Source organism: Hyphococcus sp. (assembly GCF_965267305.1).
In the GTDB taxonomy this organism is placed as follows: domain Bacteria; phylum Pseudomonadota; class Alphaproteobacteria; order Caulobacterales; family Parvularculaceae; genus Hyphococcus.
On the sequence record NZ_OZ253945.1, the window covers coordinates 2,832,640 to 2,859,508 of the forward strand.

The following is a 26,869-nucleotide window of genomic DNA, read 5'->3' on the forward strand; positions in this document are numbered from 1 at the left end:
TATACTGGGCGGGAGGCCAAAAGACACGGATGCATCGCAGTGATGTGAGAATCCGGTTGGCCCGGCGCGGCCGGGCGTGTAGACGGCCCCCATGAAATTCCTCGATCGCGCGAAAATCTACATTCAAAGCGGCGCCGGCGGCGCCGGGTGCCTGTCGTTCCGGCGCGAGAAATTCGTCGAGTTCGGCGGACCCAATGGCGGCGACGGCGGCGCGGGCGGCCACGTCTGGGCCGAGGCGGTCGAGAACCTCAACACGCTGATCGACTATCGCTACCAGCAGCATTTCAAGGCGAAGGGCGGCCGTCCCGGTGAAGGCTCGAACCGCACCGGCGCTTCCGGCGACGATCTCGTCATCAAGGTGCCAGTCGGGACCCAGATTTTCGAGGAAGACGAGGAAACCCTGATCGCCGATCTCGATGAGCCGGGCGAGCGCGTGCTTCTCGCCAAGGGCGGCAATGGGGGTTTCGGCAACGCGCATTTCAAGACCTCAACGAACCAGGCGCCGCGCCGGGCCAATCCCGGCCAGCCGGGCGAGCAACGCACCATCTGGCTGCGCCTGAAACTGATCGCCGATATCGGGCTCGTCGGACTGCCGAACGCGGGCAAGTCGACATTCCTCGCCGCCGTCTCCGCCGCGAAGCCGAAGATCGCCGACTATCCGTTTACAACGCTGCATCCCAATCTCGGCGTTGTGCGCGTGGGCGAGGGGCAGAGTTTCGTCCTCGCGGATATTCCGGGTCTCATCGAAGGCGCCCATGAAGGCGCGGGGATCGGCGACCGCTTCCTAGGGCATGTAGAGCGTTGCGCGGCGCTGCTCCATCTCGTCGATGGAACGCAGGAAGATGTCGCCGGCGCATGGCGCACAGTGCGCGGCGAGCTTGAGGCCTATGGCGAAGAGCTTGCGAAAAAGCGGGAAATCGTTGCGCTCAACAAGATCGACGCGCTGACGCCGGAAGAAATTGAAGAACGCAAAGCCGCGCTCAGCGAAGCCTCAGGCGCCGATGTGCAGCTCATTTCCGGCGCAACCGGCAAAGGCATGCAGGCGATGTTGCACAAGCTGATGGCGCTCGCCGCCGCCGCGCGGGGCGAACAGATAAAGCCGGCAGAGGTTGAGCCCGAAGACGATCACTGGACGCCGTAACGGTTCTTTGATCGCGCTCGCCGGTTGGATTCCCTGCGCACCCCCGCTAAGTAAGGCCCGCCGCAGTCGGGGATGGTCCTTGCCGCCAAGCCAGAAGACAGAGCGCCGCCGCATTGGATTGCTGGGTGGGTCGTTCAATCCTCCGCATCAGGGCCACCGCGAGATTTCTCTCGCGGCGCTGGAACGGCTGGGGCTCGACGCCGTCTGGTGGCTGGTGACGCCCGGCAACCCGTTGAAAGACCCGAAGATTTACGCCGGCTATGACGACCGGCTGCGGCTCGCGCGGATCGTCGCCAATCATCCAGACATCGTCGTCAGCGATTTCGAACGCCGCCGGGGCCTCCAATACACCGCCGAAACCCTCGACGCACTGCAGGCTATCAATCCCAACGCCGCCTTTGTCTGGCTCATGGGGGCTGACGGGCTGACAAATTTTCACCGCTGGAAGGACTGGCGGCATATCGCCGAAACCGTGCCGATGGCGGTTTTCAATCGCCCCGGCCATGGCGAGGAAGCCCTCGCCAGCGAAGCCGCGAAAGAATTCGCGCCCTTCCGCATAAATTCTGACGACGCCATGTCGCTCAGTGAAACTGTGCCGCCCGCCTGGGTGTTCTTCGCGGATACGGAGAACCCCCTTTCTTCAACCACGATCCGGAGCAGAAAAATCAGCCACTCACTGACCATAGACCGTCCCGACGACCTTATCGCGCCTTGCGGGGCGCTCGCCTTTTTTCTCGATCTTCATCCCGATCTCGGCGATTTCCGCGCCGACGTGATCGAGGGGCTCTCCAAATTGCAGAAGTCGATCTCGCCGAAATATTTCTATGACGAGACTGGCTCGAAACTGTTCGATCAAATCACGGAGCTTGAGGAATATTATCCGACCCGCACGGAACGAAAGGTTTTCGAGGAAAACGCCGGCGAGATCACAACCGCCATCGGTCCGAACGCGGCGATTTTCGAATACGGCTCCGGGTCCAGTGAAAAAATCGAGTGGCTGGTCAAAGGGCTGAAAGACCCCGCCGCCTATGTGGCCATGGACATTTCCCGCGACCATCTTCTCGAAAGCGCGTCAGCAATGGCGGAGGTCCTGCCGATCCCGGTGGCTGCGGTCTGCGCCGATTTTCATTCGCCCATCACCCTTCCAAAAGGCGTTCTGCCGCCGTCGGATCAGTGGCTCGGATATTTTCCGGGCTCCACCATCGGCAACATGACGCGCGATGCGGCGAAAAACTTTTTAACGCGCGCGGCGGAAACGCTGGGAGAAGGGTCGCAGTTTCTTGTGGGGTTCGACCTTGTCAAGGACAAGAACATTCTGGAGGCGGCCTATAATGACACGCGCGGCGTTACGGCGGCGTTCAATATGAACCTCCTTAGGCGGATGAAATCGGAACTCGGCGCCAAGCTCGACCCCGACGATTTCGAGCATCATGCGTTCTACAATGAAGACGAAGACCGCATCGAGATGCACCTGCGCGCAGTGCGCCCGACGGTCATCGAACTCGATGGGCGCGAGTTTCCGTTCGAGGCGGGGGAGACCCTGCACACGGAAAACTCCCACAAATTCACCCTCGAAAAATTCGAGGCGCTGGTTAACCAAACCCCCTGGCGCCTTGAGAAATCATGGACCGACCGGAAAGGCTGGTTCGCCGCGTGCCTTTTGGGCCACAGATAATTTGCGCCCCGCCGGTTGGAGCCGGCGGGAAACGCCCTTATATTTGAAATACGGGAAGGGTCCCGCGCAGCGCATGGAGAGCGGAGCTGAACGCACAGCAAGGCGCCGCGGCCGCCGGCAAGGCCGCACTGGGTCTGGTGTCGAACCAGACCGGTCTGGATCAGGGAGCGGAAGACGCGTTATCGCGCCTGAGTCCCGAAGAACGCAGCCAGACGATTTTGTCCCTAATCCTGCAGGAACTTGATGACGACAAGGCGGAAAATGTCGTGACCATCCCGCTTGCGGGCAAGTCAGACATTGCGGACGCCATGGTCATCGCCTCGGGCCGTTCTGCGCGCCATGTGGGCGCCATGGCGGACAAAGTGTTGCGTCGTCTCAAAGACGCCGGCCTCGGCCGCGCCCGGATCGAAGGCAAGACCGCCTGCGACTGGGTGCTGATCGATGCGGAAGACGTGATCGTTCATCTCTTCCGTCCGGAAGTGCGCGACTTCTACAATCTCGAGCGCGTCTGGTCGGAAGCGGCGCACGCGCCCTCCAAGTCTGACGCCTGAGCGTAATCTAAGGAAGTCCGCCTATGCGGCTCGTGATCGCCGCAATCGGCAAAATGCGCGGCGGCCCGGAAGCGGCGCTCGTTGAGGATTATCTTGATCGAGCGCGCGGCTTCGGCCGCCGCATTGGTTTTCCGGATGTCGCCTTGCAGGAATTCGAAGCGCCGAGAGCGCTATCCGGCGATGCGCTGAAACAGCGTGAAGCCGAGTTCCTTCTCGGGGCCGCCCCTTCCGGCGCCAAACTCTTCGCGCTCGATGAGCGTGGGGAAAATATTTCCAGCGAAAAATTCGCAGGCCTATTGGAGCGATTGCGTGATGACGGCGCCCCGGCGGCGGCGTTTCTGATCGGCGGCGCAGACGGCCATGACGCCGCCTTGCGGGAAAAAGCCGATCATATCATCTCATTTGGAAAAGCTACCTGGCCCCACATGCTTGTCAGGGCGATGCTGGCGGAGCAACTATACCGCTCCATGACCATCCTTTCCGGCCACCCCTATCATCGTTCATGACGCTTCGGCTTTTCCTTGTCGCTCTCGCGTTCCTCGCGCCGCATGCCGCGCGCGGGCAGGTCGATCCCGATGAGCTGAAAGCCGTTGAACAACAATTGAAGGAGCGCGCCGAGGAGGAAAAGCGCCTCAGGAACGAAGCCGCCGCCAAACAGCGCGAGGTTGCCGCGCTACGCAACAGCATGATCGAGACGGCGAATTCCATTCAGGACTCGGAGCGCAAGATCGCCGGTCTCGAAGATTCCATCGATGAGCTTGAAGCGGAAAAGGCCGAAGCCGAACGGGCGCTGAAAAAGGAAAGCGAGAATCTGTCGGATGTTCTCGCGGCGCTGCAGTCGCTGGAAATGTCTCGTCCGCCTGCGCTGCTCGTCAACCCGGAAGACGCCAACGAGGCGGCGCGCGCCGCGATGCTTCTTTCCGACGCCGCGCCGGAAGTCGAAGCCCGTGCGGCGCGGTTGCGCGCGGCGATCGAGCGCCTTGCCGAGCTTGCGGCCGAACTCGACCGCGACCGCAAAAGCTTCGCCCGTGAAAACGATGCGCTCGCCGCCCGCCGTGACGTGCTCGCTGAGCTACTTGCCAAAAAGGAAGAGGAGCGCGACGTCGCCCAGGCGCTCGCGGCTTCGGCGCAGAGAGAAACGGCGCGGATCGCCGCCCAGGCCTCGACCCTGCGCGAGGTGATCGAACGGCTCTCGCGCCTCGCCCATCTCATTACGCCCCGGATCAAGCCTGCGCCGCCCCAGCGCGTAGCGCCGGAGCCGACCTCCACTCCGAACCTGCCGAGCATCAAGCGCGCCGAACCGGAGCCGGTCATCACCGCAAAAGCCTTCGCGGACGCGCTTGGCGTCCTGCGGGCGCCGGTCGCGGGAAGGTTAACAGGAGATTTCGGCAAACCCCGGCCGGAAGGCGGAATTTTTGAAGGACTCCGTTTTTCCGTTCGGGATCAAGCTATTGTGACCGCGCCTTTCGAGGGGCGGGTCCGATTTGCGCAGAATTGGGAGCCGGTCGGAAACATGATCGTTCTGGACGTCGGGGAAGGCTACCATATATTGTTAGTAGGCGTTGGCCGTATCTTCGTTGAGGAGAACCAGAAAATCGCCGCCGGAGAGCCGGTGGCGGAAATGGCCGGCGGGGGCGCGACTTTGGATCTCGAGATCCGCAAAAATGGAGAGCCTGTTAACCCGGCGTTGTGGCTCTCCCGCAAAACTATGGAAAGCCTGCGCTGAAGGCGGGCAAAGCAAGGTGTAGATTATCAATGGTCAAAAGCCCTAAATCCGCTCTTCGTTCCTCGACCGTCCATTCGCGCGGCAAGCGCTATTCCGGGGGCGCGTTGGTTGCCGCGGCCTGCGGCGGCGCGCTCGTTTTCGGCGTTCTTTCGAGCGCGGTCTTCGCAAGAGCGGCGATTTCCGCCGACACGTTCCGCCAGCTCGACCTCTTCGGCGAGGTCTTTGAGCAGGTGCATGAGAATTACGTCGAGAACCCGGTGGACGCCGATCTCATCGAAGGTGCGATTAACGGCATGCTCGACACGCTCGACCCGCATTCGAGCTATCTCACCGCTGAAGATTTTCAGACCATGCAGGAGCAGACCCGCGGTTCTTTCGCCGGTCTCGGCATTCAGGTCCAGATGGACAATGAGGGCCCCGATAAAGGCTATGTGAAAGTCGTCAGCCCCATCGACGATACGCCCGCGGCGCGCGCCGGCATGCAGAGCGGCGACTTGATCGTCGAGATCAACGGCGAAGACGTTTACGGCATGTCCCTCGACGAGGCGATTTCGAAACTCAAAGGCGAGAAGGGCACCAAGATCGACATCGCGGTGGTGCGTGATCGCGAAAAAGAGCCGTTCGATCTTACTCTCGTGCGCGACATCGTCACGGTGCAGTCGGTGACGGGCTGCGCCATCGGCGCCCTGCCGCTCAGCCGCCAGACCCAGCGCGATTGCGCGCAAGGGAAAGGCAAAGGCGATTTCGGCTATATCCGCATCTCGAACTTCTCGGAACAGACCCGCGACGGCCTGTTGAACACGCTCAAAGGCTTTGAAAAAGACATCCCCGGCGGTCCGAAGGGGCTGATCCTCGATCTGCGCTCCAACCCGGGCGGGCTCCTCGATCAGGCCGTGGCGGTCTCCGACGCGTTCCTCAATGGCGGCGAAATCGTCTCCACCAAAGGCCGCCGTCCGCGCGACACCATGCGTGAAATGGGAACGCCCGGCGACAAGCTGAACGGCAAGCCGATCATCGTTCTCATCAATGGCGGATCGGCCTCGGCTTCTGAAATCGTCGCCGGCGCGTTGCAGGACCGCAATCGCGCGCTCCTCCTCGGCACAAAGTCTTTCGGCAAGGGCTCGGTGCAGACCGTCATTCCGCTGCAGAACGGGCTTCAGGGCGCCCTGCGCCTGACGACCCAGCGTTATTACACGCCCTCTGGCCGCTCCATTCAGGCCCATGGCATCGATCCCGACATCGCAATGCCGGTGATCTATCCGGGCCAGGACGAACTGGGCGAGCGCCCGGGCGAGAAAGATCTGCCGAACGCGCTCGATGTCGCCGAAACCGACGATGAGGCGGAAGGCGAAGAGGCCGTCGCTGAAGGCCCGAAAGTCGAGCCGTTCCTGTGCTCCTTCGAAGCGGGCACGGAAGAAGGCGACAAGATCCCGGTCGATTGCCAGCTTCGCCGCGCGCTCGAAATTCTCGCTGACGCCTCGGCCTACCGCCAGGCGCTCGCGGACGCGGGCGCTGCGCGCTCGGAAGAGGCGTCCGCGCACTAGCCGAACATTATAGAATTCAGCAGCGATTCGGGGCCCTTTTGGGCCCCGTTTTCGTTTGGTTAACCCTATTTTCCCTAATTTGGCGTGTTGAACGCCGCCCCATGCCGGGCGCGGCGTCATAACGCGCGCGGAAATCCCGCTGGCAGAAATGAAGGGCCCATGCCTCGCCGCAGACGAATGAAAGCGCCGGTTTTGAGCCGTCTTGCCTGGGCGTGGCTCGGGTCGGTTGCGCTTTTCGCCGGCGCCGGGGGCGCGATCTTCTATTTCGCGCAGAGCGGCGAAGGGCCGGGACGCATCGCTTTGCCTGTGAACGGGATCGAACTTTTCGCACGCGCGCCGACGCCTGCTCCCGGCACGGAGGAGCGCATCGCGGCGCCGGCCCTGCGCGAGGCGCCGTCCGGCGGCCCGCAACTCGCCGAAATGAACCCAAGCGCGGAGACGGAAGAAACGGAAGACGGCCTCGTCCTCATCTATCCCGGCGAAAACGATCTTTATGCGGAGAATGAAAACGAGCTTCTCTATGAAGAGGAGTTTCCCGAGGGCGAGTATGACGATGTCGCTTACAGCGCGGACGATGTGATCATCACCATCCCCGGCGCGAAAGCAAAACCCGTCGTCGCCGCCTCGCTGACGCGCGCCGTAACGCCTATTCCTGATCCCGACAGCGCGCTCCTGCGGTCGACGGCGCTCGGCAAGGCGCCGCGCATCGCCCCCGATGGCAGAAAAGCGGTCAGTTACTATGCGAGGAGCTTTGACGGCCCGCGCACGAAACCGCGCGTCGCAGTGATTGTCGGCGGCCTCGGCCTCAACACGGCGGTCACCGAACGCGCCATCGACGATCTCCCGCCGGAAGTGTCGCTCTCCTTCGCGCCTTACGCCAAAAACCTCGATTTCTGGACCAAGAAAGCCCGCGACGCCGGCCATGAAGTGCTGATCGAGCTTCCCATGGAAGGCTACGGCGCCAATGCGGAGGCGCTGGGCGCCGCGGCGCTCCTCACTTCGCGCGGCGCGGAAGAAAACCTTCAGCGTCTCGACTGGCTGATGTCGCGTTTCGGCGGCTATTTCGCGGCGACCAATTATATGGGCGCGAAATTCTCCGCCGATGCAGCGGCCATGGCGCCGGTGCTTGAAAAGCTGCGCGTCGCCGGCGTCGGCTATGTGGACGATACGGGGGCCGCCGCGCGCGCCGCGGGCGGGCTCCCCCTCGCCACGGTGACGCGCATGATCCCCGCGGCCGCCGATGACGCCGACCGGCGCAGCGTCCGGCGCGAGCTCGCGGCGCTCGAACAGATCGCCGAACGCGACGGCATGGCGCTCGGAAAGACCTACGCTTACGCCGCGACCATCGACGAAATCGCCGACTGGGCGAAAACCCTGGAGAAAAAGGGCGTCGCTCATGCGCCCGCCTCGGCGCTCTTGCGGACCGCGGCGCCTACTCGGTAAGGGAGGGCAGGCAAGGGGAACCGCCCTTACCCGAACCCGAAAGCGCCCATGAGCCAGAAAGACCTTTTCAAATTCTTCCGCCCCAATGTGGGCGTCGCCCTTTTCAACGCGAAAGGGAAAGTCTTTTACGGCCGCCGGGTCGGCGATTTTTCCGATCTGGGGCAGGAGCCGGAGAACTATCGCTGGCAGATGCCGCAAGGGGGCGTCGATCCGGAGGAAGACATCGCCGCCGCAGCCTTTCGCGAGCTGAAAGAAGAAACCGGCGTTTCCTCCGCGACGCTTCTGTGCCTGACGCCCGGCTGGCTCGCCTATGATTTTCCCGCCGATTACAAAAAGAAAAACTGGAAGGGCCAGCGCCAGAAATGGGCGGCGATGCTCTTCACCGGCGACGATGACGAGATCGATCTCGAGGCCGACGATCATCAGGAATTTGACGACTGGCGCTGGGGCGAGCTGGAAGAGGCGCCCTCGCTGATCGTGCCGTTCAAGCGCCATGTGTACGAGGATATCGTCGAGGGCTTCCGGCCGCTGCGCGATTTCCTGCGCGCGCGAAAATAAATGACACACGCGCCCGACTTTCTTCTCGACCGTCTCCTCTACCGCGACGGGCTGATGCTGGTGATCGACAAGCCTGCCGGTTTGCCGGTGCATGCGGGGCCGGGTGGTGGCGACAATCTCGAAAACTATTTCGCGGCGCTGCGTTTCGGCCTGCCGCGCGATCCGGCGCTGGCCCATCGCCTCGACCGTGACACCTCGGGCTGTCTGGTGCTGGGCCGCCATCCGAAAGCGCTAAGAAAACTCGGCAAGCTGTTCTCCGATGGCAAAATCGAGAAAACTTATTGGGCGATTACGAAAGGCGTTCCCGAAAAACTGTCGGGGACCGTCGATGCGCCTTTGAAGAAAGAAACCCGCGGGTCCGGCTGGCGCGTGGTCATCGCCGACGACGGGCAACAAGCCGTCACCACCTATCGCACGCTGGCGAGCAAAGACGGCCTCGCCTTCATCGAGGCGAAACCGAAAACCGGCCGGACCCACCAGATCCGCGTGCATCTGGAAAGTCTCGGCGCGCCGATCCTCGGCGATCCTCAGTATGGGAACTTGTCGGCGGAGGACCGCGCCCATCCGATGATGCTGCACGCCCGCCGCCTCGTCATTCCAATTTCGAAAAACAAGGAGCCGGTCGTCACCGAGGCCCCGCCACCGGAGGCGATGCAGGCGTTGTTGGAATGGTTCGGCGCTTAAAGCCCCTCTCCCGCTGGCGGGAGAGGGGTTGGGGTGAGGGTGGTCGTGCTTTCAAATTAAAACGCGCTGTTATTTGTGCGCCGGCGCTTGGGTAAAATGCACTCACCATCCTATTGTTCTTCGGGCTGCCCCCTCACCCCCGCCCCCTCTCCCCCTCGGGGGAGAGGGGAGTAAACGCAAATCCCGCCGCGGCTCCCATGAACCCGAACGCATAAAGTGGAGAGGCGCGCGGAACGCGAAACATCCTCGTCGCTTGGCAAAAGCACATGGACGCATCGCGTCCCGCGCCCGCCAGCGAAGGCTGGCAAACTGGAAAATTCCGCGCGAGGCGGGCTGTTTCTGTTTTTCGCGAGGGCGCATAGCCAAATCGGGCATGAACCATGGTCACCGCCTTTCATGTGAAAGCGAATGGATAAGGTGGAGAGGTTGCGCGAAACGCAAAACTTCCAGGTCAATTTAAGTTGAGGAGGCTTTGCGCCTCGCGCGGCGGCGTTCTACAGCGTCGGCGGGCCCGGCCGTAATGACGACCCCTGACGGTTTTTACATGCCAGAGTTACGCCGCCAGAAAGCCCGGGTGCTGCGACCGGCCAACAGGGAACGGCCTCCGTAAAGCCTTCCCTCTTGCGCGCCGCGATCCGGACCGATGAGTTACGGCAGCGCTCACCGCCTCTCCGTCGTCCGGACTGTTTTCGATGATAATGCCGCCTGAGTGGTGGTGGATAACTACGCACCAACACTGGGTTTTATTGAAGAATTCGCGCGTCTGGGGTGTTTTTCCCGTTATTGAGGTGGTGATTTGAGGCCGATTTTCTCCTCCCCCGCGAGCGGGGTTGATTGGGGCCCCAACCCCAATCAACGTGCCGAGCGTAGCGAGGCGGAGGGGGCTTTAATACCCGCTCTTGCCCCCATCCCCCGCTTCGCGGATACTTCCCCCGTAAACGGGGGAAGAGGAAACTCGAAATTACTTTACGATCCCCTCAGCAACCTTCACCGCTTGCTTTTCCCGCTCCGCCCAATCCGCCCCGCTGATCACCGTATAGGGCGCGCCCCAGTCGTCGAGGCGTTTCTTGGCGGCGTTGAAGAACCATTCGCGCTCTTCCTGTTTGCCGGCGTATCTGACGCCATCGTCCGTCCACGGCGTTTCCGGCGTGAGCAAGAGATAATGATCGGCGAGGGTGGCGCGGGCCATGGCCTCCACCATGGGCGAGGGCGCGCCCAAGAGATATTCCGCCCACACCGCAGTCATCAGCGCGTCGGTGTCTTCGATGAGGAGCGGGCCGGCGAGGGGGCTGAGCGCCGCGCGCATGGCGGCGTGGGTCTCGACAATGGTGGTGAGGTCCTGTTCGCGCCAGCCCTTCCCCTGTTTATAGCGGGGCTGCATGATCTTTTCGTCGAAGGTGCGCCCATATTCGCGCACGAGCCGCGTGTCGAAACGTTTGGCGAGATGTTCGGCGAGAGTCGTCTTGCCGACGCTTTCGGGGCCAAGCAGCGTCAGGCGTTTCTGCATGGGTTCGGTCACGTCACGGCTTCTCCCCGCGCGTAGGCGCGCCGCCAGTTGAAATACCCTATGGCCGCGATCACCAGAAACACGAGATAAAGAACCGCCGTGGGGTAAAGACCCTTGGTCCAATAAAGCCCGATGGCGAGGATGTCGACTGCGACCCATAGCGCCCAGTTTTCGAGAATGCGACGCGCAAGCAGGATCTGCGCGATGACGGAAAGGACCGCGATGGCGGCGTCCCAGAAGGGAAAACTCGCATCCGTCCAGGTCGCCATGACGCCGCCCAGCGCCGCGGTTCCGGTAAGGGCGGTGAGCGCCGACAGAACCGCCGCGCGTTTCGAAATCCGCTCGACGATGACGAGACCTTCGGCGTCGCGCCGGCTGAGCCAGTGGGCCCAGCCATAGACCTGCACCACGAAGAAAAAGATCTGGAGAAGCGCGTCGGAATAAAGCTTCGCGCCGTAAAAGATCCACGCGTAAAGCGAGACCATGACGATGCCGAAGGGATAGTTCCAGATCGAGCGGCGCACGAGCAGCGTGATGTTCGCAACGCCCAGAAAGACGGCGGCGATTTCAACTGGCCGCTCGCCGATCATGGCGTGGAGAAACGCAAATGCCTCCCCGCTCATGAGGGTCTAAACCGTCGGTTCGCGCGGGATGAAGAAATGGAAGGCGATATAGGCGCCGCCGGCGAGGAGCGGGATCAGCGCGACGGTCCAGAACGGCGCGCCGAACATCTCCGCATCCGACAGAAGCCCGATGATGAACAGCGCCGCGCCAAAGCTCGCGAGCAGGATGCCGCGGCGCAAATCCGCATTGGGGCCGATGGAATCGTGAGTGATGGCGGCGATCAGCTTCGGGTCCGCTTCGCCGGTTTTTTCGACGCTCGTCTTAATCGCCTCATAGATCACGCGGCGGTTGCGGTGGTGAAAGTAAAACGGCGTGCCGATGATGAGAACGATGCTCGCAAACACGATGAGCGGGACGAGGATGGCGACTTCCATGGCGCCTATTCCGCCGCCTTGACGAGGGTCGGGCCCTTCAGCGCGTCTGCGATGCGCTCCGCGAGCTGGCGCGCGACGTCAGCCTTCGACATTTCCGGCCATTCCTCATCGCCCTTGTCGGTGATGAGGATGATGGAATTGCGCTCGCCGCCCATGGCGCAATGCTCGCCGGGGGAGACGTCATTGGCGACGATCCAGTCGCAGCCCTTGCGGTTGCGTTTTGCCTCCGCATGGCCGAGGACGTCGTCGGTCTCGGCGGCGAAACCCACGACAAGGCGCGGGCGGCCCTCCTTCATCTGCGACAGGGTCTTCAGGATGTCCGGATTTTCCGTCAGCGGAATATTGGTGAGGCCGCCGCGCTCCTTCTTGATTTTGTGGGTCGTCTCGATCTCCGGGCGGTAATCGGCGACGGCGGCGCAGCAGACGGCGCAATCGAGCGGGAGGGCAGCGTTCGACGCCTCCATCATTTCGCGCGCGGTCTGGACGCGTTTGACGTCGACGCCTGCGGGCAGTTTTTCATGGGTCGGGCCGGTGACGAGGGTGACGTCGGCGCCGAGATTCCGAAGCGCCGCCGCGATGGCGTAGCCTTGCTTGCCCGAAGAGCGGTTGGCGATGAAGCGCACCGGGTCGATGGGCTCCACCGTTGGGCCCGCAGTGACGAGAATTCTGCGGCCTTTCAGCGGTCCGTGGGAATCTTTGAGGAAATACGCCTCGATCTCATCGGCGATCTGCATCGGCTCCGCCATGCGGCCGTAACCGTACTCGCCGCAGGCCATGTCGCCCTTGTCGGGGCCGACGATCATCGAGCCGTCGCTTTTGAGGGTTTCGAGATTGCGCTGCGTCGCCGCGTGCTCCCACATTCTGACATTCATGGCCGGGGCGAACATCACTTTCTTGTCGGTGGCGAGGATCGCCGTCGAGGCGAGGTCGTTGGCGATACCGTTCGCAGCCTTCGCCATGAGGTCCGCGGTCGCGGGCGCGACGACCACGAGCTCCGCCGAGCGCGACAGTTCGATATGGCCCATCTCCGCCTCGTCGGTGAGGTCGAAAAGATCGGTGAAGCATTTCTCGCCGGAGAGCGACGCGACGGACAGCGGCGTGATGAATTCGGCGCCGGCGCGCGTCAGGATGGCGCGGGTTTTCACGCCGCGGCGCGCGAGCTCGCGAATGAGTTCGAGGCTCTTATAGGCGGCGATGCCGCCGCCGATGATGAGAAGAATGCGTCGTTCGGTCATGGCCCCTAAATAGGGTGTCAGAGGGCCAAAGTCACGCGATCTGCTCGATGCGCGCCTTGTCGCAAAGGGGGTAGGAGGCGAGGAACGGCTCCAGCGCAGCCTTCATCTCCGGGAAGGACGCGCCATAGCAGAAAAGCGCGGTCTCCCGGTCGCCTTCCCAATAGCCGCGAAAGGCGCCTTTGCCGGCGAGAAGCCGGTCGAACTCGTCGATCACATGATTGACGTCGCAAGTGCGATAGACCTCGTCGGGAAGATCGCTTCCGTTGAGATAAACTGCGAGCCCTTCCGTGACGCCGAAAGGAATCTGTTTGCCGGTCGACTCAACAATCAGTCTCGAACCCCGAGGCGCGCCGAGTTCGTTGAGGCGCTGCACGATGGCGGCGAGGGTTTCTTCATCCGCCTCGTGAACGCTGATTTCAAGATCGCAATAGTCGATGCCGCAGGGCGCATCGGTAAGCTGCGTGCCGCCGCCGGTCACTTCGCCGAGGCCTTTCGCCTTCAGCATGTCCGTCAGCGGATCTTCGTAATAATCGCCGCGGTCGATAGGCTGAACCTTTGCGTTCAACCGTGCGGTGATGAACTCGCCTTGCGGCGCCGTTTCCTGTTTTCTCGCTCCCCCGAACTTCAAGCCGAACATGCGCCGCCCTCCCGTTCGCGAAAGTTGCTTATCGGTGAGGATTGCGAAGAAAGATTTAGACGGAAAGATTGAATTTTAAGGAGCGCGTTTACCGCAGGAAAACCATAATCGCCGCAGCCAGAGCCGCCCCTGCCAGCGCCCAAAGCATAGGCCTTACGGGGCGTTCCTTCGGTTCGGCGCGCCCGGCGGCGTTTTGCGCCGCATAAAGCTCGGCGGCCTTGCCGATGGTTTCCACATAGTGCGGGAGCTTCGGCGCGATCTCGATCGCTTTCAGCGTCGCGGCTTTCAGTTTTTCCGCTTGCGCCATGGGGCCGATGGCCTTGTTCACATAGTCTTTCACGACCGGCGTTGCGGCGGCCCACATGTCGATTTCAGGATCGAGAAGCCGCGCGACGCCCTCCACCGTCACCATGGTGCGCTGGAGAAGAACGAGCTCGGGCCGCAGATGCATGTCGAAGAGCGCCGTAACGTCGAAGAGTTGTTGCAGGACGCGCGACATGTCGACCTGTGCGGCGTTGCGGCCCTGCAAAGGCTCGCCGACAGCGCGCAGCGCCTGCGCGAAGGCTTCCATGGAATGACCGCGCGGCACATAGCCGGCGGTGAAGTGCACTTCGGCGGTGCGGCTGTAATTGCGGGTGATGAAGCCGTAGATGATCTCAGCAAAGACATTGCGCGTGTTTTCATCGAGGCGGCCCATGATCCCGAAATCGACAAGCGCAAGGCGGCCTTCATTGTCGACGATGAGATTGCCCTGATGCATGTCGGCGTGGAAAAAGCCCGTATGCAGGGCCTGTTTCAGGAATGTATGAATGACGAGCTTGGCCAGCGCCTTGCGGTCGATCCCGCGGCGGTCGAGCGCCGCGAGGTCGCCCATGGGCGTGCCGTCGATCCATTCGACGGTGAGGATGCGCTTTGCGGTGAGCGGCCAGATCACCTCCGGCACGCGCACGCGAGGCTCATCGGCGAGGTCCTCGGCGAGTTCCGAGGCGGCGCCCGCTTCCATCCTGAGATCGAGTTCGATGGCGGCGGCGGCTTTTAAGGTCTCGACGAATTTCACCGGCTCCATGCGCCTGACGGTTTTGGAGATCGCTTCGAGATTGCGCGCCGCGCGGGAGAAGGCTCGGAATTCGTCGCCGGCTTTCTGTTCGATCCGGGGACGGAGGATTTTGACGGCGACCTTGCGGCCGTCCTTCAGCCGCGCCTGATGCGCCTGGGCGATGGAGGCGGCGGCGATGGGCGGAGAAAAATTGTCGAAGAGCGCGCCCACGGGCTTGCCGAAAGCGGCTTCGATTTCGCGGCGCGCGGCCTCTTCGGAAAAGGCCGGCATCTTGTCTTGAAGCCGGCCGAGATCTCCGGCCATCTCAAAGCCGATAATGTCCGGCCGCGTCGCCATGAACTGGCCGAGCTTCACATAAGCGGGTCCGAGCCGTTCAAAGGCGTGGGCGAGGCGCTCGCCGGGGCGTCCCTTGCGGTTGGCGCCGATGCGCGACAGCGCGCCGAAGAGCTTCACCGGCGCCGGGGCGAGATGCGCGAATTCATGCGGGATCAGCGCGTCGCGGCGGGACAGGGTCCATCCGGCGCGAACAAGGCGTGCGTAATCGGCGAAGGCGGAAAACATTTGCGCCCGCCTAAACCCGCCAGCCGGAATGGATCGCCGCAACGCCCGCCGTCAGATTTTCATATTTCACCTGCGCGAAGCCTGCTTTGCGGATGCGCGCGGCGAAAGCCTCCTGCGCCGGAAATTTGCGGATCGATTCAATGAGATACTGATAGCTTTCGCGGTCGCCCGCGACCTTTTCGCCGAGCCAGGGGATGACGTTGAAGGAATAGGCGTCATAGGCCTTTTGCAGGCTTTCTGTAATCGGGTGCGAAAATTCGAGACAAAAGAATCGCCCGCCTGGTTTCAACACGCGATGCGCCTCGCGAAGCGCCGCATCCATGTCGGTCACATTGCGGATGCCGAATGCGATCGTATAGGCGTCGAAGGATTTATCCGGGAACGGAAGGTTTTCTGCATCGCCCGTCACGCGGGTCAGGCGGTCGCCGAAGGCGGCCATGTCGGCGCGCGCCTCGCCTGCTTTCAGCATCTCGTAATTGATGTCGCAGATGACGGCTTTGGCGGGGGGCTTGTCCTTCGCCGTAGAAAGCGCGTCAGCGCGGTTCAGAAAACCGGCGGCGATGTCGCCGGTGCCGCCCGCGACGTCGATCAGGCGCTCAGCCGGCCGGGGGCCGATGCGGTCGAGGAACACAGATTTCCAGATCCGGTGAACGCCCCCGGACATGAGGTCGTTCATCAGGTCGTATTTCGACGCCACGCTGTCGAAGACGGAGCGCACCAGGCGCGCCTTCTCCTCCGTTTTCACGGTGCGAAAGCCGAAAGACGTTTCCTCATCGCGGGACTGATCCATGAAAAGGGCTTAATCCCTTGAAGTCCTTGCGAAAAGCGCCTTGACGCCGCATCAGCCTTTTGACAGTGTAACTGCTTGAAATTCGCGGTGTTTTCGTCGCCGCGCCAGTGGCAAGGGGACCCGCCATGATCAAGTCCGAACTCGTTCAAAAGCTCGCCGATGAAAATCCGAACCTGTTTCACCGGGATATCGAGCGCATTGTCTCCATCGTGTTTCAGGAAATCTCCGACGCGCTGGCGCGCGGCGACCGGGTGGAGCTTCGCGGCTTCGGCGCCTTTTCGGTGAAACATCGCCCGGCGCGCACCGGCCGTAATCCGCGCTCCGGCGAGGCGGTGCATATCGAGGAGAAATGGTCGCCCTTCTTCAAGGCGGGCAAGGAGCTGCGCGACCGCCTCAATGGCGAAGGCCGGTTTTCCGGCGCCGCGCGGCAACCGGCGGAGTAACCGGCGCGCCGCTTTAAGGTGGCGCTGCGCAGGGAAGCGCCGGCGGTGACGCGCTCATGAACCCAAATCTGGCGACTGAGTTTTTGTCGGCGCTCGCAAGCGATGCGAGCGTCTTTCCCCATCAATACGCCCTGGCGCCGGACCAGCTGCTGTTGGCGCGGATCGCGGTTTCGACCTTGCGCGAAGCGAGCTTTCTCGATGAGCGTATTCTGACGCGAGAGACGCAAGGGGTCTGGGTCAGGGCCGACGATGCAGCGGCCGCCGCGGCCGCGCTGCCCGCGCCGCGGGCAAGCTACATCTTTCATTCCGGCCATTGCGGTTCGACGCTGATGTCGCGGCTGCTCGGCGCGGCGGGCGACGCTCTCGCCCTGCGCGAACCTTTGCCGCTCCGCGCCTTCGCGTTTGATCGTGCGGAAGGCGGCGGCGCCATGCTGACAATCGAAAAGGCCAAGCAACGGCTCGCACTTCTCGAGAAGCTATGGGCGCGGGGCGCATCTTCGGTGGTGGTCAAAGCGACCAGCATCTGCACCGGGCTTGCTGCGGAGCTTTTGCCGGCGGAACCCCGCGCCCTTTACATCTCGCAAAAGCCGGACATTCATCTCGCCGTGTTGCTCGCCGGACCGAATGCGGCCAACGATCTTCGCGGCTTTGCGCAGATGCGCTGGCGCCGGCTTAACGTGCAGGTTCCGCTGCCGCCGCTGTCAGGACTTTCCACTGGCGAACTCGCCGCGCTGAACTGGCTGGCGGAAACGGAAGCCGCGGCGCGCGCGAGCCTGCCCGTGATCGATTTCGACAGGCTCCTGACATCGCCGGAGGAAACGTTGGTCGCGGCGGCGTCCGTCCTTGGCGTCGCTGCGCCGGGGGAGAAGATTTCCGCCGCCGTGGCGAGCCCGATCATGAAAAAATATTCGAAGGCGCCCGAGCATGATTACGATGCGCAGCTTCGGCGCGACATCATCGCCGAGGCGCAGCGCAATCACGCAAGCGACATCAACAAGGGCATGGACTGGCTAGCGCGGCTCGGCGCGCAGCACAAGACAGTGAAAGCCGTCCTAGACCGCTGGGCCTGAATTTTACGACGTCGACCACATGCGGTGCAGCGACTGGCGCACATGTTCGAGCCGCACCCGGTTCTCCCAGTCCATTTTTAGCCCTTCGAGCGCCGCAACCTCGTTCAGCGTGTAAAGGAGGTCGCGCTTTTTCTCGTCGCAGATCTGGCTTTCCATGAAGGTGATGGCGACGAGGCGCTCGCCGCGGGTCACGGGGCTGACCTCATGGATCGTGGTTGAGGGGTAGAGCACCGCCGACCCGCGCTTGCCTTTGATGGAGATCGGCTTGGAGCCGAGATGGATGGTCAGCTCGCCGCCGTCATAGGTCGACGGATCGGCGATGAAGATGGTGCAGGAAATATCGGAACGGAGCGGCGTCGGCTGCATGGGCAGGAACGCATTGTCCGGGTGTTTGCCGTATTTCATGTCCGGGCGGTAGCGCGCCATCAGCGGCGGGGCGAGGCGGTGGATGAACGCGAAATTGCGCACCTCTTCGGAGCGCAACAGGCATTGGCCGAGAATGTTGGTGGATTCGCGGTAGAGATCCGTCGTCGTATCGATCTGCAGGTTGTATTTGGTCTGGTTGTGCGGATTGGAGGCGCGCCCGTCGATGAATTTCGCAGTCGCGAAAATCTGGTCGAGCCGCGCGAGCTCCTGCGGGGTCAAGAGGTTTTCGATCTCAATGAAAATAACGCCCTCCCGCGCATCTGCGCCGCCGGCCCCAATTCGTCTGACTGATGCTCAGATAACGCAGCCTCAGAAAACCGCAATGGCTCGCGTCCTCAATGCGCCTCAGACGATTGCCTAGACCCTTGAGACTGTGAGAAAATGCCCGCAATGAAGAAATGGCTGTTTCGCATAGTCTGGATCCCGGTCCTGGCCGTCGCGGTTCTGTTCCTGGTGGCGAACCGCACCCTGGTGCCCATCAGCCTCGATCCTTTCCGTCCCGACAATCCGGCCATGTCGACGCCCGCTTTGCCCCTGTGGTTCTGGCTCATGGGCATGCTGTTTGTCGGCGTCGCCCTCGGCGCCGCCGGCCAGTGGCTTTCGGGCCGCGAGGCGCGCGCCCAGGCGCGGGACAACCGGCGCGAGCTGCGCGCGGTGAAAAAGGAACTGGCGGCCTATGAGGCGCGTCACCCTAAGGCGGCTCCTGAAGAGGATCCGGCCGAGCCCCTCAAACTCGAAGCAACCAATATCTGATGTCTCTCCCAAGATCTGATTCATATGAGCGGACCCCAAGTTAAGATCTGCGGCCTCAAGGACGCAGACAGCGCCATCGCGGCGGCGCGCGCCGGCGCCGATTATCTCGGCTTCGTGTTTTTCCGGAAATCTCCGCGCTTCATCACGCCCGAAGCGGCGGAAGAGATCATTCTCGACCTCAAACAGGCGGCCTTCGACGAGGGGTTTGCGATGCCGCGGATCGTCGGGCTGTTCGTCGACGCCGGCGAGAAGGAATTGTCGGAGGCGGCGCCGCTCCTCACCCATTTCCAGTTTCACGGCCATGAAAGTCCCGAGCGCTGCCGCGAGCTCGGCGAGGAATTCGGGATCGAGGTCATCAAGGCCATACCGGTGACCGAGGCCGCCGACATCGATAACGCCAAGGAGTATGAAGGCGCGGCGGACATCCTTCTTTTCGACGCCAAGCCGCCGCCCGGCGCCGGGCGGCCTGGCGGCAATGGCGTCTCCTTCGACTGGACGCTGCTCTCGGCCTATGCGGGCGAAACGCCCTATATCGTCGCCGGCGGGCTGACGCCGGAGAATGTCGCTGAAGCGGTCAAAGGCCAGAACGGGCGCGAGACCTTCCTCGGGGTCGATGTGTCGTCCGGCGTCGAAAGCGAGCCCGGCGAGAAGGATCACGCGCTGATCAAAAACTTCATCTCGGCGGCGAAAGCATAAGAAAGGAAAGCCTTATGTTGCGGGTTTTGTGCGCAGCATTTGCTGCAGCATTTCTGGCGTCCTGCGTCTCCGGGCCGGTGCTGCGCGAGAACGAAGCGGCGGCCTCCGTCGCCTTCGAGGCGCTGAAACGCGGCGGCTATGTCATCGTCATGCGCCATGCGAATTCGCCGGGCGGACAGAAGGGGGCGGTGGGGCTCTCAAAGGGCTGCAAGCTCGCCGGCGGGCGCGGCCTCGACGCCGAAGGCTTCTTCCAGGCGCGGGCCATCGGCGAAATCCTCAAAGCCGAGGGCGTTCCGATCCTCAAGGCCTATACCAGCCCCATGTGCCGTTCCTGGGATACGGCGGCGCTCGCCGCCGCCGGCGCGCCGGTTGAGCCGCATCCCTCGCAGATCAGCGAGAAGGCGGCAGACGTTGCGGCGATGAAGGCCAAGGTCGCCGCCGAGCTTGCCGCCAACCCCGGCAAAAACATCATCCTTTCGAGCCATTCCAATATCGCGCCGCTCTATGGCGCGACAGCGCGGGGCCGTGAGGACGAGGTCCCTTCAGGGGTCATCTGGCTGGTTCACCCTAGCGACTGGCAGGCGATTGCGCGCGTGGATTTGCTCGTGCGCTATCCGAAGGTCACGCCCGCGGTGGAGTAGCGCTGCCGCCGCCTTCCGCAGCAAACTCGAATTTGTGCAGTGCATTCGCGCGTCAGGGTGCTATGACGGCGCTGACTTTTCGACGGAAAAAAGACGTGACCCAGCAACTTAATTCATACCGCACCGGACCCGACGAAGAAGGCCGCTTTGGCATTTATGGCGGGCGTTTTGTCGCCGAGACGCTGATGCCCCTCGTCCTCGCGCTGGAGAAGGAATATGAGGCGGCGAAACGCGACCCGTCCTTCCGGTCGGAGCTCGACTACTACCTCAAACATTATGTCGGCCGCCCGTCGCCAATGTATTACGCCGAGCGGCTAACCAAGTATGTGCGCGGTATGGCTGACGAAAAAGGCGGTCTTACCGGGAAAAAAGGCGCGAAGATTTACTTCAAGCGCGACGAGCTCAACCACACCGGCGCGCACAAGATCAACAACTGCATGGGCCAGATCCTCCTCGCCCGGCGCATGGGCAAGACGCGGATCATCGCCGAGACCGGCGCGGGCCAGCACGGCGTCGCGACGGCGACGGTCTGCGCCCGCTTCGGGCTTCCTTGCGTCGTCTATATGGGCGCCACCGATGTGGAGCGGCAAAAGCCCAACGTCTTCCGCATGAAGCTGCTCGGCGCGGAGGTCATACCCGTCACCGGCGGCACGGCGACCTTGAAAGACGCCATGAATGATGCGCTTCGCGACTGGGTCACCAATGTGGACTCAACCTTTTACATCATCGGCACCGCGGCTGGCCCGCATCCCTATCCGGAACTCGTCCGCGATTTCCAGTCGGTCATCGGCCACGAGGCGAAGGAGCAGATGAAGGAGATGGAGGGGCGCCTTCCCGACGTCATCATGGCCTGCATCGGCGGCGGCTCGAACGCCATCGGGCTTTTCCATCCCTTCCTCGACGACAAGGATGTGGAGATCATCGGGGTCGAGGCGGCGGGGCTCGGCGTTGATTCTGGGAAACATGCGGCCAGTCTGACCGGCGGTAGGGCCGGGGTGCTGCACGGCAACCGGACATATTTGCTGCAGGATGATGACGGCCAGATTCTTGACGCCCATTCGATCTCGGCGGGGCTCGATTATCCAGGCATCGGGCCGGAGCACGCCTGGCTCCACGAGACGGGCCGGGTGACCTATGTCTCCGCGACCGACAAGGAAGCGCTCGACGCCTTCCAATTGTGCGCAAAACTCGAAGGCATCATTCCGGCCCTCGAACCCGCCCATGCCCTCGCCCGCGCCGTCGACAAGGCCATGGAGATGGACCGCGATCAGGTCCTCCTCATGAATATGTGCGGCCGCGGCGACAAGGACATCTTCACGGTGATGGATTTGCTGGGCGGGGCTTAGTATCGGTGAAGCTGATTATTGGCGGGGCAGGGCATGGCGAAGAAGAATGCAAAGCCGTCCGCAATTGTCGGCGTCGCCGAGCACGGCAATTCCGCCGAGCTCGTGACGGTCGGGCCGGGCGGGGACTTGCTGGACCGCCGGCGCGTTGACCTGACCCATGATCTGCCCGCCATGCCCTATCACCATGAAGGGGCGTGGGCGGTGGGGCGCTATCGCGACAGCGAATGGTCTCGGGACATCTCGCTGGAGGAGGCGGTGGCGCTGATCGAGACGGTGCACAAGGCCGCCGACAAGGGCGCGGAGAAAATTCTGAAAGCGCTGGCGAAAGATGTCAGCGCCGAAATCAGCCGCATCGCCATTCGCGAATGCCCGCCTTTGCCTCCGACCATCGAGGCGCGAATCCGGGACAATCGCGCGCAGACGGTTGCCGACGGGGTGATGTACCGGCAGGCAATGGCAAAGGCCGCGGAAGCCCGCGGCTGGCAGGTGGTCTGGTACGACAAGGACGCGGTTTTCGATCAGGCGTCAAAGGCGCTCGGCGCAGATATCAAACCGCATCTGGCGGCCATGGGCAAAACGGCCGGAACGCCCTGGCAGGCGCGGCACAAGCTTGCCGCCGCCGCGGCGATTGCTGCGGTTTGAAACCGCAGCAATTCAAAGGTTTTGAGATTTACCCCCACCCAAAACTGCTTCGCAGTTTTGACCTCCCCTCAAGGGGGAGGTGAAGCTTGTGGCAAGTGCTAGGCGCACCTCCCCCTCGCGGGGAGGTCGAAAATCGTGAAGCGATTTTCGGAAGGGGGGATCACTTAAAAGGCGGAAAGTCCAAAAAATTTAGGCCCGCTTGCGCCGGAAATGGCGCTTGGAAAGCTGACCGGCAAGCACCTCCGATTTCACCAGCTCAAACCCCAGATGCTCATCGAGCTCCCCGAAAAGCTGCACGCCGCCGCCGAGCAGGATCGGGATGGTGGTGATGATCATCTCGTCGATCATGTCTTCGGCGAGGAAGCGCCGCACCGTGTCGCCGCCGTCGATATAGAGATTGCCGAAGCCTTTTGCCTTGGCGAAATCGACGATCTCCTGCGGCGTTCCGCTGGCGAATTCCACATGACCGGCGAAGGCTTCCGGCGCTTCGTTCATCGTCGTGCTGAGGATGATTCCGGGCTTTGGATAATGCCACCCGACGCCGAAACCGATCAGCGTTTCAAAGGTCTTCCGGCCCATGACGACGGCGTCGACCTTGGCCATGAAGTCAGCGAAGCCGAGATCGTCGCCTTTCGGCGTCGGGACATATTCGAGCCAGCCAAGACCGCCGTCCCGCGCGGAAATATAACCGTCGATGCTCGCCCCGAGATAGACGTAATTTGTCATTATTCCCTCACGACGTGAGACCCGTGCGTTTGCGCATTCAACTATGCCGCTGCGCATTCTCCTGTGCAAAGAACCTTTTGCGGGGTCAGCCTGTTTCACTGAAAACGCAAATCTCCGGAGTTTATCATGACATTGAGGACAGTCCTTTTGGCGGCGCTGGCCGCTGGCATCGCCTCCTGCGGCGGCGAAGATGCTGAAACCCCTGCGGACGAAGTGACCGATGCGGAAAAGCTCGCGCCGCAGGCGCCGAAGGCTGAGGTTGCGGCTGAGCCTGCAACGTCCGGTGCGCTTACTGCTGAAGGCTGGGAAAATCTTCGCATCGGCATGACCAAAGACGAGATCGCCGCGGCCTATGGCGCCGACGCCAATCCGAACGCGGTCGGCGGTCCTGAGCCTGACGTCTGCGATGAATTTCACCCGGAAAACGCGCCGGACGGCATGCGGGTGATGCTGACGGATGGCAGGCTCGCGCGCATCACCATAGGCCGCGACGCGAAGGTGAAAACCGGCGAAGGGCTCGGCCTCGGCGCGAGCGCCCGCGAGGTGAAGGACGCCTATGGCGACGCCGCAGAGATCATGCCGCACAAATATGCTGCGGCGCCGGCGGAATACATCACCGTCTGGGATAAGGACCGCCCGGAGTCTTACATCACCGACGACAGCGCGCGGGGCCTGCGTTACGTCGTTGGCAAGGACGGAACGGTCGAACAGATTCACGCTGGCGGGCCGGCGATCCAGCTTGTGGAAGGGTGTCTTTGATCGGCGCCCAATTGACTCTTATTTAAGTACATACTTATATAAGTATGAACTTAAATAATGGAGCCCCCCATGAAATTCGACGTGGAACGCTATCTAGGCGCGGTGGACCGCAAGGTGGTCGCGCTCGAAAAGGACGGAAAGCCCGCCCGCGCGGTCGTGCTGGCGCGCAATTACGACACCTCGGTAGAAGATTTATGGGACGCTCTGACGAGCCCTGAACGTCTCCCGCGCTGGTTCGCGCCGGTCACGGGCGATTTCAAAATCGGCGGCGCATATCAGGTGAAGGGGAACGCCGGGGGAACCATTACAGAGTGCAAGCCGCCGGAACTTCTGGCGCTCACCTGGGAGATGGGCCCCGCGGTAAGCTGGGTCGAGGCGCGCGTGGCTGAGGCGGGGACGGGCGTTTCGCGCCTGACGCTGACGCACACCGCGCATGTTTCGCCGCATTGGGAGCAATTCGGCCCGGGGGCGGTCGGCGTCGGCTGGGAACTCGGCCTTCTCGGCCTTGCGCTTTACCTTGAGAATCCGGATGCCGAGAAGCCTGACGAAAACACATTCGGCATGTCGCCCGACGGCAAGGCGTTTTCGCGCGGCAGCGCGAATCGCTGGGGCGACGCGGAGATCGATGCGGGCGAAAAACCTGAGGCCGCAAAAACGCGCGCCAAAAACACCGGCGACTTTTACACCGGCGAGACGTCATAGACGGACGCGGCGCCATGCATGCTTTCGATGTTCTTGGCGATCCGGTGCGGCGGCGCATTCTGGAATTGCTTGCCGACGGTGAGCTTTCAGCTGGCGACGTCGCTGAGCTTATCGGAAAGGAATTTGCGATTTCGCAGGCCGCTGTCTCGCAGCATCTGAAAGTCTTGCGCGACAGCGGGTTCGCGAGCGTGCGGCCCGACGGACCGCGGCGCATCTACGCCGTTGACGCCGAACCGCTTAAAGATATCGACCTCTGGCTCAATCGCTTCCGCGCTTTCTGGGAGCCGAAAATGGATGCGCTCGCGACTGAGATTGCCAGAGGAAAGAAAGAGGCAAAGAAAAAGCCAGGCGAGCCTTTTGGATAAGCACGGCAGGGCCGTTAGATCCATCGAGAAAATCAATAACAACAATTAAAATTATCTAATTGATTTATACGCCCAGAGGCTCGATGTTTTGATCTGGCGTGGTCTCTCCAAGACAGTCGCCAATGACTGTCCAGCCGCCGTGCTTCTCGTTCACCTCTCTCTCCCCCGACGAACAGGGCCCGGCGGCTGGCGTTTTCCTCAAGACAGTTCGCGCAGATCAGACCGGAACCGCTTCGATGAGGCTCTGGCCGCGGGGGTTTTCCGTGACCCGGTCGAGCGCGAAGCCGGACCGGGCGAACAGCGTTTCGAATTCCGAGAGTTTGCGCTCCCGCCCGCCTGTCAAAAGACAGAGCATGTTGATGTCGAGCGCATAGCCCGGGTGCGGCGCCGGTTTTTCGGGCAGCAGAAAATCGATCACGGCGAGGCGCCCGTTCGGGACAATGGCGGCGCGGATGTTTTTCAGAATGGCGACGCATTCTTCATCTCCCCAATCATGCAGGATCTGTTTCATCAGATAGAGATCGCCGCCGTCCGGCACGGCCTTGAAGAAATCGCCGCCGATAATTTCGATCCGGTCTTTCAGCGGCGAGGATGCGAGCGCCTTGCGGGCGTGCGCCGCTGTTCCGGGCAAATCGAAGATAACGCCTTTCGCCGACGGATATTCCGTCAAAAGCCGCGTCATCAACTGGCCATGGCTGCCGCCGATATCCACGGCGCGTGCAAACGGCTTGAATTGGTGCTCGGAGAAGATGAACGCCTCGATGGCGCTCGTGATGCTGGACATCAGCCGCCCGAACTCTTCTGCGATGTCGGGCCGTTCGCTCAGATAATCGAACAGCGGCTGGCCGTAATGATGCTCGAATGATGCGACGCCGGTTCGCAGGGCTTCTTCGAATTTCAGCCCGGCCGGAAAGTTGACATTGAGCCAGCGCACGGCGTCCTGGCGCGCATGGAAAGCGCGCGAGCGCGCGGTGTGGGCGACCCGCCCCTCAGCATCCATATAAACGACCTCCTGCGATGCGAGAAAAGTCATCACCCGCCGCAGCATGTCGGATTTAAGGCCGGTTTTTTCCGCAAGGGTCTCGATGGGCGCCGGGGCGTCGCCGAGATGATCGAGAAGGCGGGTCCGGGACACCGCATGCAGCACCCACAGGGAGGTCTGCGACTGCACCAGCCAGGCATGAAACTCGCCGAAATCATCGAGCAGCGCGCCCAGTGTTTTCGTCATAAAATCCCCCGGTCCTTGTTCCAGCGGCGCTTTCGTTATTCCAGCGGCGAAACTTTTTTGCGCAACATTAAGCGCAGCAAAAGTTTCGGCAAGCCTGCCGCGCGCCGGAAAATCAGCCTGCTGAGTTGGCGACGAGCTTGCCCGTGAGCGCCGCGCGCCAGCCCTCCATGATTTTCGCATAGGCGGGAGCGGTATGGCCGTCGACAATGACTCGCCCGCGCGGCGAGAGCGCCGTCAGTTCATAGCTCGCCGTCACCGCGGCGCCGGTTTCGGTTTCGTCGACCGCGATATCGAGGCGCGTGACGCATTCATTCGGCGTCACTTTGATCATGGTGAGGCGGCGCGCCTGCGCGTCGTGATGGGGCGTCACCCAGATCGCCTCTTCGCTTTTTTGGTCGCTGGCGATGGAGGCGCCGGCGGGCGTCGTGAAAACGCAGCCTTCCTCCACGAGACCGGATTCCGAGAGGATGAGATTGGTGCGCCAGCCCGGCTCCCATTCATATTCGCGCACAGGGCACATCATGGCGAAGACGGCGTCCGGCGCCGCGGCGACTTCGAAACCGGCGGTGCGTTTGCAGCGATAGGGTTTTTCAACGGGGATGACGGGCGCGATCATGAGGCTTCCTCCAACAAGTGGCTGTCTTGGGCGGTGAGATCGAGCCCCGCTGATTTTTTCGCCTCGGCTATCAGCGCCAGCGTTTCCTCGCCGAAGGGCGGCTTGCCTTCGAAGGCATGGAGCACGATCCCTTCGATCAGATCGCCGAGGCCCATCTCCTTGTGGGCGGCGACGATCTTCAGGGTTTTCAGGATGCGCTTTTCGATGCGCACGCCGGTCTGGACGCGGGTGATGGGTTTGCGAGTCTCGGTCATGCAAATTTGGTACTATGGTACCATTCTTTTTACAAGCCGCCTGCTGGTGCGAGGGTGAAGGTCCCGCCCGGATTTCCCTTTGCCCGCAAAACTGG

General features: G+C 62.3%; 31 protein-coding genes. 19 read left to right on the top strand and 12 right to left on the bottom strand.

Translation table 11 applies throughout. The features are described from left to right. Positions 1-91: 91 nt before the first annotated feature. The 9 genes from obgE to ACQY5P_RS13555 all read left to right on the top strand — a co-directional run bounded on the left by obgE (position 92) and on the right by ACQY5P_RS13555 (position 9,322). Positions 92-1,141: a GTPase ObgE gene (gene obgE, locus ACQY5P_RS13515; protein ID WP_428407395.1), complete on the top strand. Its 1,050-nt coding sequence runs from the start codon at positions 92-94 to the stop codon at positions 1,139-1,141. 79 nt (positions 1,142-1,220) lie between these two features. Next, positions 1,221-2,816, top strand: coding sequence for an L-histidine N(alpha)-methyltransferase (gene egtD / locus ACQY5P_RS13520; RefSeq protein ID WP_428407396.1), 1,596 nt, complete (start codon positions 1,221-1,223; stop codon positions 2,814-2,816). Between the two features lie 188 nt (positions 2,817-3,004). Then, the gene (gene rsfS / locus ACQY5P_RS13525; RefSeq protein ID WP_428410664.1) at positions 3,005-3,367 is read left to right on the top strand and encodes a ribosome silencing factor; all 363 of its coding nucleotides are present in this window, start codon (positions 3,005-3,007) and stop codon (positions 3,365-3,367) included. Positions 3,368-3,390: 23 nt separating this feature from the next. Then, positions 3,391-3,873, top strand: a complete 483-nt coding sequence (rlmH, locus tag ACQY5P_RS13530) for a 23S rRNA (pseudouridine(1915)-N(3))-methyltransferase RlmH (protein ID WP_428407397.1) — start codon at positions 3,391-3,393, stop codon at positions 3,871-3,873. Further along, complete coding sequence (locus ACQY5P_RS13535) at positions 3,870-5,093, top strand: murein hydrolase activator EnvC family protein (protein ID WP_428407398.1); 1,224 nt, start codon at positions 3,870-3,872, stop codon at positions 5,091-5,093. Before rlmH ends, ACQY5P_RS13535 begins: the two co-directional genes overlap by 4 nt. A 29-nt stretch (positions 5,094-5,122) precedes the next feature. Further along, positions 5,123-6,637 carry a S41 family peptidase gene (locus ACQY5P_RS13540; RefSeq protein ID WP_428407399.1) on the top strand — a complete coding sequence of 505 codons (1,515 nt, stop codon included), beginning with the start codon at positions 5,123-5,125 and terminating at the stop codon, positions 6,635-6,637. A gap of 159 nt (positions 6,638-6,796) precedes the next feature. After that, the gene (locus tag ACQY5P_RS13545; RefSeq protein ID WP_428407400.1) at positions 6,797-8,080 is read left to right on the top strand and encodes a divergent polysaccharide deacetylase family protein; all 1,284 of its coding nucleotides are present in this window, start codon (positions 6,797-6,799) and stop codon (positions 8,078-8,080) included. Between the two features lie 48 nt (positions 8,081-8,128). Then, positions 8,129-8,638 (top strand): RNA pyrophosphohydrolase, encoded by a 510-nt coding sequence (locus ACQY5P_RS13550; protein ID WP_428407401.1) that lies wholly within the window; start codon positions 8,129-8,131, stop codon positions 8,636-8,638. Continuing rightward, positions 8,639-9,322 (top strand): RluA family pseudouridine synthase, encoded by a 684-nt coding sequence (locus ACQY5P_RS13555; protein ID WP_428407402.1) that lies wholly within the window; start codon positions 8,639-8,641, stop codon positions 9,320-9,322. A 961-nt stretch (positions 9,323-10,283) separates the two neighbouring features. Here ACQY5P_RS13555 and ACQY5P_RS13560 read toward each other — a convergent pair. From ACQY5P_RS13560 to ACQY5P_RS13590, 7 genes are all read right to left on the bottom strand, one after another. Continuing rightward, positions 10,284-10,841: an AAA family ATPase gene (locus ACQY5P_RS13560; protein WP_428407403.1), complete on the bottom strand. Its 558-nt coding sequence runs from the start codon at positions 10,839-10,841 to the stop codon at positions 10,284-10,286. Continuing rightward, positions 10,838-11,452 carry a nicotinamide riboside transporter PnuC gene (gene pnuC, locus ACQY5P_RS13565; RefSeq protein ID WP_428407404.1) on the bottom strand — a complete coding sequence of 205 codons (615 nt, stop codon included), beginning with the start codon at positions 11,450-11,452 and terminating at the stop codon, positions 10,838-10,840. The genes ACQY5P_RS13560 and pnuC overlap by 4 nt, the downstream gene beginning before the upstream one ends. A gap of 6 nt (positions 11,453-11,458) precedes the next feature. Continuing rightward, positions 11,459-11,827 carry a DUF6249 domain-containing protein gene (locus ACQY5P_RS13570; protein WP_428407405.1) on the bottom strand — a complete coding sequence of 123 codons (369 nt, stop codon included), beginning with the start codon at positions 11,825-11,827 and terminating at the stop codon, positions 11,459-11,461. A 5-nt stretch (positions 11,828-11,832) separates the two neighbouring features. Then, a complete protein-coding gene (gene coaBC, locus ACQY5P_RS13575; protein WP_428407406.1) occupies positions 11,833-13,062 on the bottom strand; it encodes a bifunctional phosphopantothenoylcysteine decarboxylase/phosphopantothenate--cysteine ligase CoaBC in 1,230 nt (409 codons plus the stop codon). A gap of 31 nt (positions 13,063-13,093) precedes the next feature. Then, positions 13,094-13,699: a hypothetical protein gene (locus ACQY5P_RS13580; RefSeq protein WP_428407407.1), complete on the bottom strand. Its 606-nt coding sequence runs from the start codon at positions 13,697-13,699 to the stop codon at positions 13,094-13,096. Between the two features lie 88 nt (positions 13,700-13,787). Continuing rightward, entirely contained in the window at positions 13,788-15,317 is a 1,530-nt protein-coding gene (gene ubiB, locus ACQY5P_RS13585) for a 2-polyprenylphenol 6-hydroxylase (protein WP_428407408.1), read from the bottom strand. A gap of 10 nt (positions 15,318-15,327) precedes the next feature. Beyond that, on the bottom strand, positions 15,328-16,107 hold the full coding sequence (locus ACQY5P_RS13590) for a class I SAM-dependent methyltransferase (protein ID WP_428407409.1): 780 nt from the start codon (positions 16,105-16,107) through the stop codon (positions 15,328-15,330). 125 nt (positions 16,108-16,232) lie between these two features. On the opposite strand from ACQY5P_RS13590, the gene ACQY5P_RS13595 reads away from it, so the two are divergent. Together ACQY5P_RS13595 and ACQY5P_RS13600 are read left to right on the top strand one after the other, a co-directional pair. Next, a complete protein-coding gene (locus ACQY5P_RS13595; protein WP_428407410.1) occupies positions 16,233-16,550 on the top strand; it encodes an integration host factor subunit beta in 318 nt (105 codons plus the stop codon). 56 nt (positions 16,551-16,606) lie between these two features. Then, positions 16,607-17,620 (top strand): hypothetical protein, encoded by a 1,014-nt coding sequence (locus ACQY5P_RS13600; protein ID WP_428407411.1) that lies wholly within the window; start codon positions 16,607-16,609, stop codon positions 17,618-17,620. Between the two features lie 3 nt (positions 17,621-17,623). Here the strand turns inward: ACQY5P_RS13600 and ACQY5P_RS13605 are convergent, their stop codons facing one another. Continuing rightward, the gene (locus ACQY5P_RS13605; RefSeq protein ID WP_428410665.1) at positions 17,624-18,325 is read right to left on the bottom strand and encodes a Fe2+-dependent dioxygenase; all 702 of its coding nucleotides are present in this window, start codon (positions 18,323-18,325) and stop codon (positions 17,624-17,626) included. A gap of 111 nt (positions 18,326-18,436) precedes the next feature. Here ACQY5P_RS13605 and ACQY5P_RS13610 point away from each other — a divergent pair, with 111 nt between their 5' ends. The 5 genes from ACQY5P_RS13610 (at position 18,437) to ACQY5P_RS13630 (ending at position 22,124) form a co-directional block, all read left to right on the top strand. Next, the gene (locus tag ACQY5P_RS13610; protein ID WP_428407412.1) at positions 18,437-18,799 is read left to right on the top strand and encodes a LapA family protein; all 363 of its coding nucleotides are present in this window, start codon (positions 18,437-18,439) and stop codon (positions 18,797-18,799) included. A 24-nt stretch (positions 18,800-18,823) separates the two neighbouring features. After that, positions 18,824-19,495 carry a phosphoribosylanthranilate isomerase gene (locus tag ACQY5P_RS13615; RefSeq protein WP_428407413.1) on the top strand — a complete coding sequence of 224 codons (672 nt, stop codon included), beginning with the start codon at positions 18,824-18,826 and terminating at the stop codon, positions 19,493-19,495. 14 nt (positions 19,496-19,509) lie between these two features. Continuing rightward, positions 19,510-20,136: a histidine phosphatase family protein gene (locus tag ACQY5P_RS13620; RefSeq protein WP_428407414.1), complete on the top strand. Its 627-nt coding sequence runs from the start codon at positions 19,510-19,512 to the stop codon at positions 20,134-20,136. Positions 20,137-20,198: 62 nt separating this feature from the next. Then, on the top strand, positions 20,199-21,482 hold the full coding sequence (trpB, locus tag ACQY5P_RS13625; RefSeq protein ID WP_428407415.1) for a tryptophan synthase subunit beta: 1,284 nt from the start codon (positions 20,199-20,201) through the stop codon (positions 21,480-21,482). A 33-nt stretch (positions 21,483-21,515) separates the two neighbouring features. Further along, positions 21,516-22,124: a hypothetical protein gene (locus ACQY5P_RS13630; protein WP_428407416.1), complete on the top strand. Its 609-nt coding sequence runs from the start codon at positions 21,516-21,518 to the stop codon at positions 22,122-22,124. A gap of 189 nt (positions 22,125-22,313) precedes the next feature. Here ACQY5P_RS13630 and ACQY5P_RS13635 read toward each other — a convergent pair whose 3' ends face one another. Beyond that, positions 22,314-22,850: a dihydrofolate reductase family protein gene (locus tag ACQY5P_RS13635; protein ID WP_428407417.1), complete on the bottom strand. Its 537-nt coding sequence runs from the start codon at positions 22,848-22,850 to the stop codon at positions 22,314-22,316. A gap of 126 nt (positions 22,851-22,976) precedes the next feature. On the opposite strand from ACQY5P_RS13635, the gene ACQY5P_RS13640 reads away from it, so the two are divergent. The 3 genes from ACQY5P_RS13640 to ACQY5P_RS13650 all read left to right on the top strand — a co-directional run bounded on the left by ACQY5P_RS13640 (position 22,977) and on the right by ACQY5P_RS13650 (position 24,676). Continuing rightward, on the top strand, positions 22,977-23,609 hold the full coding sequence (locus tag ACQY5P_RS13640; RefSeq protein WP_428407418.1) for a hypothetical protein: 633 nt from the start codon (positions 22,977-22,979) through the stop codon (positions 23,607-23,609). Positions 23,610-23,678: 69 nt separating this feature from the next. Further along, entirely contained in the window at positions 23,679-24,311 is a 633-nt protein-coding gene (locus ACQY5P_RS13645) for an SRPBCC family protein (protein WP_428407419.1), read from the top strand. A 14-nt stretch (positions 24,312-24,325) separates the two neighbouring features. After that, positions 24,326-24,676: an ArsR/SmtB family transcription factor gene (locus ACQY5P_RS13650; RefSeq protein WP_428407420.1), complete on the top strand. Its 351-nt coding sequence runs from the start codon at positions 24,326-24,328 to the stop codon at positions 24,674-24,676. A 217-nt stretch (positions 24,677-24,893) separates the two neighbouring features. Here ACQY5P_RS13650 and ACQY5P_RS13655 read toward each other — a convergent pair whose 3' ends face one another. The 3 genes from ACQY5P_RS13655 to ACQY5P_RS13665 form a co-directional block, all read right to left on the bottom strand. Further along, on the bottom strand, positions 24,894-25,904 hold the full coding sequence (locus ACQY5P_RS13655; RefSeq protein ID WP_428407421.1) for a methyltransferase: 1,011 nt from the start codon (positions 25,902-25,904) through the stop codon (positions 24,894-24,896). Positions 25,905-26,016: 112 nt separating this feature from the next. Continuing rightward, complete coding sequence (locus tag ACQY5P_RS13660; RefSeq protein WP_428407422.1) at positions 26,017-26,520, bottom strand: hypothetical protein; 504 nt, start codon at positions 26,518-26,520, stop codon at positions 26,017-26,019. Continuing rightward, positions 26,517-26,774, bottom strand: a complete 258-nt coding sequence (locus ACQY5P_RS13665) for a hypothetical protein (RefSeq protein ID WP_428407423.1) — start codon at positions 26,772-26,774, stop codon at positions 26,517-26,519. The genes ACQY5P_RS13660 and ACQY5P_RS13665 overlap by 4 nt, the downstream gene beginning before the upstream one ends. Positions 26,775-26,869 lie beyond the last annotated feature (95 nt).